Here is a 13,594-nt window from a genome sequence, read left to right on the forward strand (position 1 = left end):
AGTCTACAAATCTTTCTTAGGAAAAATGGAATGACAAATAGAAAAGTCTTAATAATTGCAGAAGCAGGTGTGAATCACAATGGTGATTTGGCAATAGCTAAAAGACTGATTGATGCAGCTGTGGATGCAGGAGTTGATTTGGTAAAGTTTCAAACCTTTAAAGCTGAGGATTTAGTCTCTAAAGAGGCAAAACAAGCAGAATATCAAAAGAAAAATATAGATGATGGCTCGGATTCACAATACGAAATGCTCAAAAGACTTGAGCTGTCAGAAGAGGGACATTTGGAATTAATCCGATATTGTGAGGCAAAGAATATTGAGTTTTTTTCGACTGCATTTGATGTCAAAGGCCTAGAATATCTGAATTCTCTTGGATTTCCAAGATTTAAAGTGCCCAGTGGGGAAATTACGAATTACCCTTATCTCAAAAAGCTTTCAGAATATGGTAAACCAGTCATCTTATCTACGGGAATGGCAAATTTAGCAGAGATTAAGGAAGCATTATCAGTATTAGAGCAAGGGATTTTAAAAGAAAATATTACTGTGCTCCATTGTAATACAGAATATCCTACACCAATGGAGGATGTCAATCTTAGGGCTATGAATACAATTGCTGCTGAGTGTAAGGTGGCGGTGGGATATTCGGACCATACTTTAGGTATAGAGGTTCCAATTGCTGCAGTAGCGATGGGCGCTGTAGTTATAGAAAAGCATTTCACACTTGACCGATCTTTGCATGGACCAGACCATGCAGCCTCCTTGGAGCCAAATGAATTGAAAGCGATGGTTCAAGGAATAAGAAATATCGAAAAAGCAATTTCTGGTGATGGAATAAAGGCACCAAGTCATAGTGAGTTGAAAAATAAAATCGTTGCAAGAAAAAGCCTTCATTTAATAAAGGATCTTATCTCTGGACATAAATTAATGGAAGGAGATTTAGTGACTTTGAGACCTGGAGATGGGGTTTCACCCATGGAGATCAATCAAGTTATAGGAAGGAGATTAAATAGAAATCTAGCTAAAGGAACTAAACTAATAAAAGAATATTTAAAGTGATTAGAGTAGGTGTATTGACAAGTTCTCGAGCGGATTACGGAATATACCTTCCATTATTAAAGACTTTGAGGAAGGATGATGAATTCGAGCTTAAGATTATAGTTTTTGGTACACATTTATCCAAAATCCATGGATATACGCTCAATGAAATAATTGAAGATGGTTTTAGTCCTTTCAGTCTTGTAGAATCCATGTTAATTGGAGATAGTCCTAATGCAATAGCAACAGGTTATGCCCTAACTGCTTTGAAATTTGCTGATTTTTGGAAGGAAAATCAGAAAGAATTTGACCTGGTTTTTTCTTTGGGAGATCGTTTTGAAATGGCCGCAGCAGTGGCAGCATCTCTACCATATCAATTGAAAATTGCACACCTCCATGGAGGAGAAACGACCTTGGGTGCGATAGATAATGTTTATAGGCATTCTATATCCCTTTCAAGTTATTTTCATTTTGTCTCTACAGAGGTATTCAAAAGCAGACTCATTCAATTGTTGGAGATTGATGAACCAAAAATCTATAATATTGGCTCATTAAGTTTAGAAAATATGTCAAATATGGCCTTTCTTTCTATTTCTGATTTTAAGGAGAAATGGGGGATTGACTTGAGTTTGGAAACTATTTTAGTAACAATTCATCCGGAAACAGTTGACTTTGAAATGAATGCTAGTTTTAGCAAACAAGTAGCAATTGCATTAGAATATTTAGCGTCGGAATTTCAAATTGTAATTACCATGCCAAATGCCGACACTTCTGGTATGATTTTCCGCAGTACTTTTGAAATGTTAGCTAAAAAATATTCCAGAATTAAAATTGTTGAAAATTTTGGAACACAATCCTACTTTACTTGTATGAGGTATTCTAAGTTGATTATTGGAAATTCTTCAAGTGGGATCATAGAAGCAGCTACTTTTAATAAATATGTTTTGAATTTAGGAGAAAGGCAAAAAGGAAGATTAGCTGGGGATAATGTGATTCATTTACCTTTTGAGTCAAAAAGAATCATTGATTTAGCGAAATACTATTCGAAAAAAGAATTTCAAGGTCCTAATATTTATTTTCAACCTAGTCCTTCTGAAAAAATTTCAAGAGTAATTAAAGCTTACTATGCAAACTTTTCATAGACATATTTTAAATATTGATTCTACAGTCAAAGAAGCTCTTCAACAATTGGATACCTTGGCTTCTGATGCAATTTTATTTTTAGTTGATCAAGAAAATAAACTATTCGGATCATTGACAGATGGAGATTTAAGAAGAGGATTCATCAAAGGATTAGATTTTGAAACTCACCTTTCGAAATTTATCCAAACCAACCCCAAATATATCCAACAGGGCAAATATGACCTAAAAGAAATTATTGAACTGAGAAAAAGACATTTTTCTATTTTTCCTGTTGTAAACCATCAATTACAAATTATCAATGTGGTCAATTTTAAACAGCAAAAGTCTTATTTGCCAATTGATACCTTGATTATGGCTGGTGGTAGAGGTGAGAGGTTGAAGCCATTAACGGATCATACTCCAAAACCTTTGTTGAAAATAGGTGAAAAACCGATCGTTGAGCATAATATTGATAGATTGATTTCCTACGGTGTGGATGATATATGGTTGTCAGTTAGGTATTTGGGAGATCAATTGGTTGAGCATTTTGGAGACGGTTCTCAAAAAGGAGTTCGGATCAAATATGTCTGGGAAGAAGAACCTTTAGGAACGGCCGGAGCATTGGGCTTGGTAGACGACTTCGTACATGATCACATTTTGATGATGAATTCGGACTTATTGACAAATATAGATTTCGAGGATTTCTATATGTTTTTTCAAAAAGAAGAAGCAGATTTTGCTGTTGCGTGTATTCCATTTCAAGTCAATGTTCCATATGCGGTAATGGACACTGAAAACAAAAGAGTGACGGGATTGAAAGAAAAGCCCACCTATACGCATTATTCCAATGGAGGGATTTATTTGATGAAAAAGGAAATCATCGATTATTTCCCAAAAGAGAAGTATTTCAATGCAACCGATTTGATGGAATTGCTTATTTCCCAAGGAAAAAAAGTTGTGGCTTATCCACTTGTTGGCTATTGGTTGGATATCGGAAAGCACGAGGATTATAATAAAGCCCAACAAGATTTTCACCAGATTAAATTTTGAAACCCTTAGTAGTAATTCCAGCAAGAGGGGGCTCGAAAGGGGTTCCTCGGAAAAATATTAAACTTCTAGGAAAGAAACCTTTGATTCAATATACCATTGAAGCCGCTAGAGAGGTATTTCCCGATTCAGTCATTTGTGTATCCACAGATGATATAGAAATTAAAGAAGTTGTGGAATCTATTGGTTTAAAAGTTCCTTTTCTTCGATCTTCAGAATTGGCTACTGACACTTCAGGAACCCATGAGGTATTGATAGATGCACTTGATTTTTATGAGAAATCAGGATACTGTCCTGATAGTTTGATTCTTTTGCAACCAACCTCTCCGTTTAGAACTGAATTTCATATAAAGGAAGCGTTAGCGCTATTTGATGATACATGTGACATGCTGGTCTCGGTCAAAGAAACCAAATCCAACCCTTATTATATTTTAAGAGAAGAAAATGAAAATGGTTGGCTTGTCAAATCCAAAGAGGGGGATTTTATCAGAAGACAAGATTGTCCCAAAGTATATGAATTGAATGGGGCTATTTACATCATACAAGTAAATGCTTTAAAATCTAAAGCAATACAAGATTTTGAAAAAGTAAGAAAGTTTGAAATGGATGAATGGAGTTCCCTAGATATCGATGATTTGATGGATTTTGCAATTGCTGAATACATTCTTAGCCAAAAATTGAATTCACTCAATTTATGAATGTCTTTAAGTATTTAAGACACCATTATCGAGCATACAAAAAGAGATCTAGGATCAAGCATCATACTGTCCATGCAAAAAAAACACTGGGAGGATTTGGAGAGCCATTGACAGTCAATCACCAATGTATCTTTAATGATCAAGTCTTTCTTGGTAAGAATTGCCACTTTAATGGGATTGAGATACCAAAAGGAGGGATAATACGGATTGGTGATAACTTCCATTCTGGAAAATCCTGTATGATATTATCTAAGTACCATAATTATGAAGGTTCCAAAATCCCCTATGATAATACCTATATCGTAAAGGATGTGACTATTGAGGATAATGTATGGTTAGGAAATAATGTGATTGTTTTGGGAGGAGTGACTATCGGTGAAGGAGCAATTATTCAAGCCGGTTCGGTGGTGGTTAGTGATATTCCAGCGTGTTCCATAGCAGGTGGAAATCCTGCCAAAGTTTTTAAAGAGCGGGATAAAGAACACTACTTTAAACTAAAAAGTGAAGGGAAGTTTCATTGATCATTTCCCAGAAGTAGGAGTTTATGTTTAAAAAATTATTCAGCCATACACTTATTTATGGCCTTGCTCCCCAAATACCGAAAGTAGCTCAGCTTTTCATTCTGCCTATTATCACTCAGGACTTGACAGAGTTGGATTTTGGGGTAGCAGGTATCATGACAGCCTATACAAGTAGTATTGCAGTTTTGGCTTTTTTGGGGCTACGAGTCATTTTGGTCAATTCCTTTTATAAATCACCTTCTCAATATAAGTGGGCCTGGAGGCAAATTTATGGATTCCTTACCTTGTGGAATCTTGTCTATGCCCTCCTTTTAGGCTTGCTGATTTATTGGGTAGTACCAGAAATAGCCTATGAAAACCGATTGTTAATCATGGCTCTTAATGTTGCACCATTGGTTCTTTTTGGTCCTGTAGGAAATATTGGGACGACCTATTACCAATTGAAGCAAAAGCCTTTGGCAATTGGAATGAGGACAATGATTTTTGGTGTCTTGACGGTAATTTTGAACCTCTATTTTATATCCTATTTGAAACTTGGTTATATGGGTTGGTTTTGGTCCAATTTTATTGCTACTATTTTATCCAATGCTTCTTACTATTATCCAGTAAATTTCATTTTTGGTTTAGTTCCAATTTTCAATTTTAAATGGAGACTCATAAAGAACTCATTGAAAGTGAGTTTACCGACAGTCCCCCACTATTATTCCACTTATCTTTTGAATTCTTCGGACAAGATGGTAATGGATATGGTGGGAGTGGGAGTAGATAAAATAGGGAAGTACAATGCTGCTTATACTGTAGGGAATATTTTTCAACAATTGGGTGTCGCCGCAGGATTTGCAGTTGCACCTATGATGACCAAGAAGTTCAGAGAGGGAAACGATAAGGCAGCAAGAGATCTTATCTTCGGTTTGCAGTTTGGGTTTCTGGTTATGACCTTTTTGATGAGTATATGGTTGAAAGAACTTTTTGCTTTCTTGCTAAGAAGTCCGGGTTTGGCAGAGATGTACTCTTTAGGTGTAGTAATTGTTATGAGTTATAATTATCGACCGATGTATATGGGGTCGGTCAATAAGTTGTTTTTTGTTGAGAAAACTAATATTGTCTGGAAAGTTACTTTTGTAGCTGGCCTAATGAATGTTATTCTAAACTTGGTATTTATCCCCAGTTTTGGTTTTGAAATGGCTGCTTATACTACCTTTGTATCATTGATGTTTATGGGGTATATCGGTTATTTTATCCCGTCAATCAAGAAGGTGAATCTTGTAAATTATCATCCCTTAAAATGGCTGTTTTTGACCTTGTTTTTGACCTTAGCGGCTTTTTATTTGGCTGATTTGCCATTGGGTTTGAAGTTGATTGTTACTGGTGGGGTACTGATAATTACACTCATGTCGGGATTATTCTTTAAAAGAAAACTGACCAAATGAACTTTAATGAAAGGAAAGAAATAATTCAGTTTTTTAATAAGATTGAAGCTGATTTTGAAACCGAATCCTGGATTTATAGAGATGTAAAAGTTTGGCCAATTCTCAAAACTTACTTTTTCTTGAAAATCTTTTGGAACAGCCAAATACAATCTCATCACAGGATTCAAAGAAAGGGTATAAGGCAATCATTTAAATCTTTTGTAAAAAGAAAAATCATAGGTCTAACTATCGATAAACTGGAGTTGGATCAAATTGAATTTCTTTTTTTTAGTGGAGGGAATTTTAGGGAAACAATTCAGGAAAGCTCTTTAAATAAATTTTATGATCCGATTGGAAATTACCTCGAAGAGAACCAAAAGAGTTTCAAATTTTTTGAATATGGACATATTTCTAACCATAATACTTATAAAGAAAGAGGGATAAATATTCAATATCTCTATTCATATTTTGAAGGAGAATCTCGGCAAGAAAATATTGATTTTTCCAAGTGGAATGGGTTTGTTGAATTCGAAGATTTTGTTTCAACCAAGCTTAGTTGTACTAAAAACAGCCTTAAATTGGAGGTTTTGGAAACCCTAAAAAAGGTAAATGTTTGGTCCATGTGTTTTGAATGGATATTAAGTAAAACAAAACCGAAAAAAATATTTCTGTTGTCCTATTATAATCTTCCTTGCTTTGGATTGTTGATTGCTGCCAAAAAGCGAGGGATATCATGTATCGATATTCAACACGGAACTCAAGGAAATATGCATCCGGCCTATTCAGGATTTAAGCAAAATTATTCCTTGTTGCCAGATGTTTTTTGGCTGTGGGATCAAAAAACGGAGTCTCAACTAATCGAGAATTTCAAATTTTCCAATTTTAAAACACTTGTTGGTGGCAATCCTTGGCATTACTATTTAAGTAATCTGGTACAAAAACTGAGCAAAACTAAAGCTTCTATACTTTATACATTACAACCTATACACCCTTTAATAGATGACTATGTTTTGGAGGTAATGGAAGAAACCAAAGAAGAATTTGATTGGTTGGTAAGATTACACCCGAGGATAAATACCGAACAGGTTCATCAGCTCATAAGTGAATTGAAATTACTTGGAATCTATAATGAGAATTTATGGAAATTGGCGAATGAAAGCCCATTACCATCTCTTTTGAAAGATGTTGATCTCCACATTTCTAAATTTTCTGGCTGTATTTCCGAGGCAGCGGATCTTGGTACCTTTAGTATTATTCTTGAAAAAAATGGTGAGATCGCTTATAGGCATTTAATAGAAAGTGAAATTGCAGCAGGCGGGATTGATTCAGATTCAAGAAGGTTATTGAGTGCAATTCAGGAAAATATTGGAAAAAGAAAGCAAGTGGAGTCAATCGATTTGAAGACTGTATTGGATAATTTTTGTTGATCAAATATATCCCTTAGAAAACATGATTTTAGTAGCCGGAGCAGGAGGACATGGATTGGAGTTATTTGACGAATTGATTTCTTTGCATTCCGAAAAATTGAAAGAAAGCTTGTTTTGTTATGATCAAGACCGAGACAAAACGTTATTTAAGGATTCAGTTAAGGTGCTTCATACCCAAGAGGAAATAAAAGGTGTTATTACTTCAGGTTTTCAGTTCTGTTTAGGAATTGGAAGCTCAACCCTTAGAAAAAAAATCTATTCTGAATTGGTGAGTTTGGGCGGAATGTTTCTTCCAATCCAATCAAGAAGCTCAATTATCAGTAATTCTTCCTATGGAGAATTTGATACCATGAGTCAGGCTTTTATAGGCCCAGAGGTGAAAATCGGACTAGGTTCATTGATTAATGTGGGGGCCAAAGTTCATCATGAATGTAGTCTAGGTGAATTCGTTGAGGTAGGGCCAGGGGCATTAGTCCTTGGAAATGTTTCGATTGGTGAGCTTACTCAAATAGGAGCTGGTGCTGTGGTTCTTCCCGGTATTAAGATTGGAAGAAATTGTAAAATCGGTGCCGGATCTGTGGTCACAAAAGATATTCCTGATGGTGTTGTTGCATATGGAGTTCCTTGCAGAATTAAAGATTAATGAGGTATTCTGCACTTTACGAAAGATTACAATAGAGTGTTAAAAGTATCGGTCATTATTCCTACCTATCGGAGTTGGGATTATTTGTCAAAGTGTTTGGAAGCATTGGATATGCAAAGCCTTCCAAAGGAGGAGTTTGAGATTTTAGTGATTAATAATGATCCAAGTGATACGAAACCAGAAGACATACTACTACCAAATAATGCCAAACTATATTTTGAAAAAGATCCGGGTTCTTATTGTGCCAGGAATTTAGGTGTTGAGCTGGCTCAGAGCGAAATTTTCGCTTTTACGGATGCGGATTGTATTCCAGATCCACAATGGTTAGAAAATGGCTTAAGATATTTGAAAAATGGAGCAGACCTAGTTGGAGGTAGAGTAGAATTTTTTAAAGAAAAAGGAGGAGATGAGTTGACTTATTTGTTTGAAAAAACATTCAATTTTAAGCAAAAAAGGAATGTTGAGGAGAGAGGACAAAGTATTACTGCTAATCTGTTTTGTAAAAGAGCAGTAGCAGAAGTGATCGGACCATTTAAAACAAAGCTACTTTCAGGTGGAGATTTTGAATGGACAAGTAGGGCTACTTCTTCTGGTTTTAATATAGTATATGGAAATGATACTTTGGTATTACATCCAGCAAGAAAGAAATTCAGTTCCTTGATTTCAAAAAAGAAGCGGACATCTGGTGGGATGTATTATCGTTTTTTTAAAGATTTTGGAAATTTTGAAAAGCTTAAATTCACATTAAATATCTTGAGGCCCAGAGTTTCTCTTCTTTTGAGAAAAGACATCCCATTGAAAGAAAGAATTAAATTGTTTTTTGCTGTTTGGTATTTGGAATGGATTGGAATAAAAGAGATGTATTTGCTAGCACATCAAGGAAAAGCTGCCCAAAGACATTAATAAGGAGTATCTTTTAAAGAATATGAAGAAAAACACCATAGATATTTTAGAATCGGGTGAATTTACATTAATGAATCTAATTCGTCTATTTAAGGAAAAGATCCAACTGCTGATTATAACGATGGCTTGTTTGGCAGGAATTGGTATTTTGATTTATGCGACAACTCCTGATTCTTATCAAATTCATACAGTTTTGTTGATTGAATCCCAAGAAAGTTCTGGCAGTGCAGGTGGATTGGGTTCCTTGGCTCAGCTCTCTGGTATTAGTCTGGGAGGTGGTGGTGCAGAAGCCGCATTTTTGGATCCAGCGCTTTATCCTGTAATCGTACAGAGTAAGCCATTTTTAGAAGAATTGATGAAAACACAGGTCAAATCTGAACTTTATGCAGATTCTGTTTCGATATTCAAATACATGGTTGAAACGAAGCCGGAAAATTCACTTTCAAAATTTTTGAAGAGCCCTACTTCGATTTATAAAAGTCCAATAGCTGTTAATTCAAATCAATATGACTCTCTTCAATCTCCAGAAAGAGAGCGATTTGCTCCTTTGGAAATGTATGCAATGGGACAAATTGCCAAACGGATTTCTGTTTCTCCAGAAGGCTCTCTTTTGAATTTGGATACAGAAATGCCAGAGGCTGATTTGTCTTTCCAGTTTTCTAAAAAAGTAAAAAATTTGATTGAAAAATATTCTAGTCGTTATGTCCTTGAAAAACAATCCAATCAAGTGAATTACCTTGAAGGGCAATATTTGGTGGCTGAGAAGAACTATAAAGAGGCTCAAAACACCTTGACCAAATATCGAGAGAGAAATCAAGGCATTACATTGGAAAGTCTAAAAGCTATAGAACAAAATTTGAATGCAGAGTATAGCTTGAAATTTGAATTGTTCAGGACCATATCGCAAGAATTAGAATTGGCTAAAGTGAAACTTAATAGCCTTAAACCAATTTTTTCCCAGATAGAACCACCCTATGTCCCAAATAAACCGACATCACCTAGATTGCCTATGACATTGGCCTTTTCACTTGTCTTGGGATTTTTTCTAGGCTTGGCTGTGATTGCCGCCTCTTATATTCTCCTATACTTCAAAATTCAACAAAGCGATTCCAACTGAGGTCAGAATTTCTGTTGTAATACCTTGTTTCAACAATTCTGCGCATTTAGAAGAAACTTTAGAGTCTCTTATAAATCAGGAATTAAAGGAGTGGGAATGCGTTATCGTTGATGATGGATCTACTGATAATTCGACTCAAATAGTTTCTAAATTTGAGGATAAGGACAAAAGGTTTAAATTATTTCATAGGCCAAGTTCTTATTTGAAAGGAGCAAATTCCTGTAGAAACTATGGGGCTGAGTTGGCGAAGGGAGATTTTCTTCTGTTTCTGGATGCAGATGATTTGTTATCTCAAAATTGTCTCGATTATCGATTATCCAAATTGAATTCAGAATTGGATTTGGCCATTTTCCACACAGGTAATTTTTTGGAAAAAACAGAAGATTCTACACCGTTTTCGAATTTGTTAAGCTCCTCTAATTCAGTTGACGAATACCTAGATTTGTTCCTGGATTATCAGATTCCTTGGCATACAAGTAGTGGGCTTTGGAGGAAAGAATTTTTTAATAAAATCAATGGATTTGATACTGACCTTCAAAGGTTTCAAGATGTGGATTTACACGTTCGAGCTTTGAATTCGAAGGAGGTAAGAATATGGGTGGATGAGAAAGTTGACTTTACTTCCTTCTATAGGAAGTCTACATTTCATACCCAAATTAGTTTGGAAAAAAGACGGTTTGTCTTAGACCAAGGAATTCTATTTCTCCATAAACTGAAACATGAGGGAGTACTTTTAAAAACCTTCGGATTGTTATTGTATTTGATGTTTAGATTCGAAGAAGTATTGAATAGCAGTGATTTGAAAGTTCTCCAAAGCCTTTTTAAGGAAAAAACAGAAAGGCTTCCGATTGAGGCGAAGATGATGTTTTTATTAGAAGGGAAATATCTTAAATCCTCAAGTCGGATTAGAAAAGTATTGTCTTTTGGGATTTATAAACTTTATAGAAGAAAGAGAAATTAGGTTTGAAGGCATATTACGCAAATATTGATTTTCAGGACGTAATAAGTCTGCCATTTTATTTTTTAATGGTTTACCTGATTCTGATAGGATTTTCCAAATTGATTTTATTAAAAGACAATAGATACTTGAATGTCCATTTTTTCGCTTTACTTCTTTTCTATCTTTTGATTGGCTTGATTGATTTTAAAATCAAACTCATACCATACTTTCCCGATACAAACTTGTTTACGAGGATATTAGAGACCGGAGTGACTCCAGATAATCAATCAATAGGAGTAAAGGTGGGGTATAAATTATTGGCAATTCCCATTTACTGGGCTTCACTGAAATCTATTTTTAATTACTTCTTATTCAATATTATGTTTTTCCAGATGGGATTGATATTGATAGCTGGTGCTTTTAATAAATTCTATGAAATAACTGATGTTTGGGTTCAGCGCTTTTTCCTCATTTTGTCGGCCTTTATGCCCTCGATTATTATTTATTCCTTTACACCACTTCGTGAAAGTTATTTTGTTTTGGCCCTGGGATTGTTTTTTTATGGAATGTCCCGTAAGAATCTTCTCAATGTATTTTTGATTTTAGGAGTGATTCTTGCCGCTATCCTTAGAATTCAGTTAGTACTTTACTTTTTCATAGTACTTGGAGCACGTTATTTCTTTAATTTAAAATGGAGTAAATCGGCAATAATTTCGACGATTGTAATACTCATTCCCGTTTTTTTCTTGGGACTTAATTTTTTGTCCCAAAGTATTTTAAGAATTTCTATATCTCCCGAAAGCCTATCTTTATTCAGAAATGTCCAAAGACTAAACTATTTCGAATCTGGAGTGACATATCCTGAGGTTAACTGGACCAGTTGGTTGGATTTATTTTTGGATTTTCCAGGCTTGTTTTTCCAGTTTTTATTGGCCCCATTTCCAGTATTGATTTTTATTCCGTTCTGGACCAAGATTGCCTATTTCGCAGATGGTCTGTTCACGCTATTTATTTTATTCCTTGGTGTGGTTTTATGGAAGCCAGCTAAATCAAAAAGTTTATGGCTTCTTTTCGCACTAATATACATTGGAATGTCCTGTTTTTTTGAGTTTCACCTACTGGGAGCGGTAAGACATAGATTACCTTCTACTTTGTTGATTATGGGGATTGTTTCATATGGGCTTTCAATTAACATTTCTAAATTCAGATGGTTTTTCAGATTTTAATCTCCACTCTAAATCCAAAAAGCAATGATTTTGAAGGATTGCCTGCTCCTGCATTGGTGATTTCACAAAATTCAATCGGTGAGGAAGTTCAAAGTGAAAACCTTACTTTTTTGTCTTTTAATGAAAGAGGACTTTCCAAAAGCCGAAACAGAGCTATAAAAAATTCAAATGCAAATTTTGCATTGATTTCTGATGAGGATGTGAAATTTGTAGATGATGTCGAAGAGAAAGTCATCAATGCATTTCAAAACTATCCAGATGCAGATATTTTAACTTTTAAGATTGAAACCCCGGAGGGTGAATGCTACAAAAACTCCTACTCGGAAGAGTCATTTGAACATACGAGGAGTAGCATCTATCGCGTGTCATCCGTTGAGATAGCGATCAAGGTTACATCCATTAAAAAAAAAGGAATAATGTTCGATGAAAGGTTTGGCTTGGGTGCAAAATACCCAAGTGGAGAGGAAGTGATATTTTTAAATGATGCACTTAATGCCGGTTTAAAGGTTCGATATGTGCCAGAAACGATAGTTTTTCATCCTCGTGAAAGCTCAGGCAAAGTTTTGGATAAAAATTTTTATAGAAGTAAGGGAGCTGTTGTGAAAAGATTGTATGGATTTTCTCCAAGTCTCACATTGGGGATATTATTTCTAGGAAAGCAATTTGTCAAGAAAGGCAAAATGCTTTCTTTTGTCAGTGCAATTAAAGAGGCAAGTTTAGGTTATTTTTCAATCCATAGACACTAATGTTGGTATCTATTATTACCCCTGTTCATAACGCTTATGACCATATTGAGGAAACTATTGATTCCGTGTTGGCTCAGACTTTTTCTGATTGGGAATTAATTCTAGTGGATGATAAATCTTCTGATGATGGATTAGAAATTTTGAAAAAATATGAAAACAAAGATTCGAGAATTAAATTATTAAAAAACCCTCATAATCAAGGTGCAGCAATTACTAGAAATAAGGGAATAGAGCTTGCAAAAGGTAGGTATATAGCTTTTTTAGATTCAGATGACTTATGGAAACCTACTAAGCTAGAAAAGCAACTTGAATTCATTAAGAAAAATGAATATGCGTTTACCTATACAGCTTATGAGAAGCTTAAGGGTAACAAAATAGTAGGTATCCAAGAGGTTGGAGAGAAAGTAAGCCATAATGAATTATTAAAAACTTGTTCAATAGGATGTCTTACGGTAATGTATGATACTCACTTGTTGGGTAAAATGTACATGCCAATTATTTCTAGAAGACAAGATTTTGCATTGTGGTTAAAAATATTAAAAGAGATTCCTTTTGCTTATGGTTTGAATGAGCCACTTTCGATTTATAGACTAAGGCAGGACTCCATTTCAGGTAATAAACTTAAAGCAGCCAAATATCAGTGGAGAGTTTATAGAGAATTTGAAAATTTGAATTTTTTTGAAGCAGGATATTATTTTATCCATTATTCATTTTTTGGAGTTTTGAAAACTTACTTTCACAAAAGAAAGAAGTAATCCAA

The 13,594-nt window shown here is 34.9% G+C and carries 14 protein-coding genes; all 14 read left to right on the forward strand.

The window, feature by feature from the left end; all coding sequences use genetic code 11:
- The first annotated feature begins 30 nt into the window (after positions 1-30).
- The 14 genes from neuB (at position 31) to O0V13_RS10870 (ending at position 13,589) form a co-directional block, all read left to right on the forward strand.
- Entirely contained in the window at positions 31-1,056 is a 1,026-nt protein-coding gene (gene neuB, locus O0V13_RS10805) for an N-acetylneuraminate synthase (RefSeq protein ID WP_268034977.1), read from the forward strand.
- Positions 1,053-2,177 (forward strand): UDP-N-acetylglucosamine 2-epimerase, encoded by a 1,125-nt coding sequence (gene neuC / locus O0V13_RS10810; protein ID WP_268034978.1) that lies wholly within the window; start codon positions 1,053-1,055, stop codon positions 2,175-2,177. Before neuB ends, neuC begins: the two co-directional genes overlap by 4 nt.
- Positions 2,161-3,207, forward strand: coding sequence for a nucleotidyltransferase family protein (locus O0V13_RS10815; protein ID WP_268034979.1), 1,047 nt, complete (start codon positions 2,161-2,163; stop codon positions 3,205-3,207). The genes neuC and O0V13_RS10815 overlap by 17 nt, the downstream gene beginning before the upstream one ends.
- A complete protein-coding gene (locus tag O0V13_RS10820) occupies positions 3,204-3,902 on the forward strand; it encodes an acylneuraminate cytidylyltransferase family protein (RefSeq protein ID WP_268034980.1) in 699 nt (232 codons plus the stop codon). Before O0V13_RS10815 ends, O0V13_RS10820 begins: the two co-directional genes overlap by 4 nt.
- Entirely contained in the window at positions 3,899-4,423 is a 525-nt protein-coding gene (locus tag O0V13_RS10825; protein ID WP_268034981.1) for an acyltransferase, read from the forward strand. The genes O0V13_RS10820 and O0V13_RS10825 overlap by 4 nt, the downstream gene beginning before the upstream one ends.
- Positions 4,424-4,446: 23 nt before the next feature.
- Positions 4,447-5,853, forward strand: coding sequence for a lipopolysaccharide biosynthesis protein (locus tag O0V13_RS10830; RefSeq protein WP_268034982.1), 1,407 nt, complete (start codon positions 4,447-4,449; stop codon positions 5,851-5,853).
- Between the two features lie 650 nt (positions 5,854-6,503).
- Positions 6,504-7,259 (forward strand): hypothetical protein, encoded by a 756-nt coding sequence (locus tag O0V13_RS10835; RefSeq protein WP_268034983.1) that lies wholly within the window; start codon positions 6,504-6,506, stop codon positions 7,257-7,259.
- Positions 7,260-7,281: 22 nt separating this feature from the next.
- Entirely contained in the window at positions 7,282-7,902 is a 621-nt protein-coding gene (locus O0V13_RS10840; RefSeq protein WP_268034984.1) for a DapH/DapD/GlmU-related protein, read from the forward strand.
- A gap of 36 nt (positions 7,903-7,938) precedes the next feature.
- Positions 7,939-8,805: a glycosyltransferase gene (locus O0V13_RS10845; protein WP_268034985.1), complete on the forward strand. Its 867-nt coding sequence runs from the start codon at positions 7,939-7,941 to the stop codon at positions 8,803-8,805.
- A gap of 22 nt (positions 8,806-8,827) precedes the next feature.
- Positions 8,828-9,922 (forward strand): hypothetical protein, encoded by a 1,095-nt coding sequence (locus O0V13_RS10850; protein ID WP_268034986.1) that lies wholly within the window; start codon positions 8,828-8,830, stop codon positions 9,920-9,922.
- Positions 9,867-10,883, forward strand: coding sequence for a glycosyltransferase family 2 protein (locus O0V13_RS10855; protein ID WP_268034987.1), 1,017 nt, complete (start codon positions 9,867-9,869; stop codon positions 10,881-10,883). Before O0V13_RS10850 ends, O0V13_RS10855 begins: the two co-directional genes overlap by 56 nt.
- 2 nt (positions 10,884-10,885) lie before the next feature.
- Entirely contained in the window at positions 10,886-12,088 is a 1,203-nt protein-coding gene (locus tag O0V13_RS10860) for a hypothetical protein (RefSeq protein WP_268034988.1), read from the forward strand.
- A complete protein-coding gene (locus tag O0V13_RS10865; protein ID WP_268034989.1) occupies positions 12,070-12,834 on the forward strand; it encodes a glycosyltransferase family 2 protein in 765 nt (254 codons plus the stop codon). The genes O0V13_RS10860 and O0V13_RS10865 overlap by 19 nt, the downstream gene beginning before the upstream one ends.
- Complete coding sequence (locus tag O0V13_RS10870; RefSeq protein WP_268034990.1) at positions 12,834-13,589, forward strand: glycosyltransferase family 2 protein; 756 nt, start codon at positions 12,834-12,836, stop codon at positions 13,587-13,589. The genes O0V13_RS10865 and O0V13_RS10870 overlap by 1 nt, the downstream gene beginning before the upstream one ends.
- Positions 13,590-13,594 lie beyond the last annotated feature (5 nt).

It is taken from the genome of Algoriphagus sp. PAP.12, from assembly GCF_026652115.1.
GTDB lineage: Bacteria > Bacteroidota > Bacteroidia > Cytophagales > Cyclobacteriaceae > Algoriphagus.

Excerpts from the sequence above, each read along its gene's own strand:
- neuB (WP_268034977.1), top strand. The coding sequence starts at position 31 with ATGACAAATAGAAAAGTCTTAATAATTGCAGAAGCAGGTGTGAATCAC.
- O0V13_RS10815 (WP_268034979.1), top strand. The coding sequence starts at position 2,161 with ATGCAAACTTTTCATAGACATATTTTAAATATTGATTCTACAGTCAAA.
- O0V13_RS10825 (WP_268034981.1), top strand. The coding sequence starts at position 3,899 with ATGAATGTCTTTAAGTATTTAAGACACCATTATCGAGCATACAAAAAG.
- O0V13_RS10830 (WP_268034982.1), top strand. The coding sequence starts at position 4,447 with ATGTTTAAAAAATTATTCAGCCATACACTTATTTATGGCCTTGCTCCC.
- O0V13_RS10840 (WP_268034984.1), top strand. The coding sequence starts at position 7,282 with ATGATTTTAGTAGCCGGAGCAGGAGGACATGGATTGGAGTTATTTGAC.
- O0V13_RS10850 (WP_268034986.1), top strand. The coding sequence starts at position 8,828 with ATGAAGAAAAACACCATAGATATTTTAGAATCGGGTGAATTTACATTA.
- O0V13_RS10865 (WP_268034989.1), top strand. The coding sequence starts at position 12,070 with ATGGTTTTTCAGATTTTAATCTCCACTCTAAATCCAAAAAGCAATGAT.
- O0V13_RS10870 (WP_268034990.1), top strand. The coding sequence starts at position 12,834 with ATGTTGGTATCTATTATTACCCCTGTTCATAACGCTTATGACCATATT.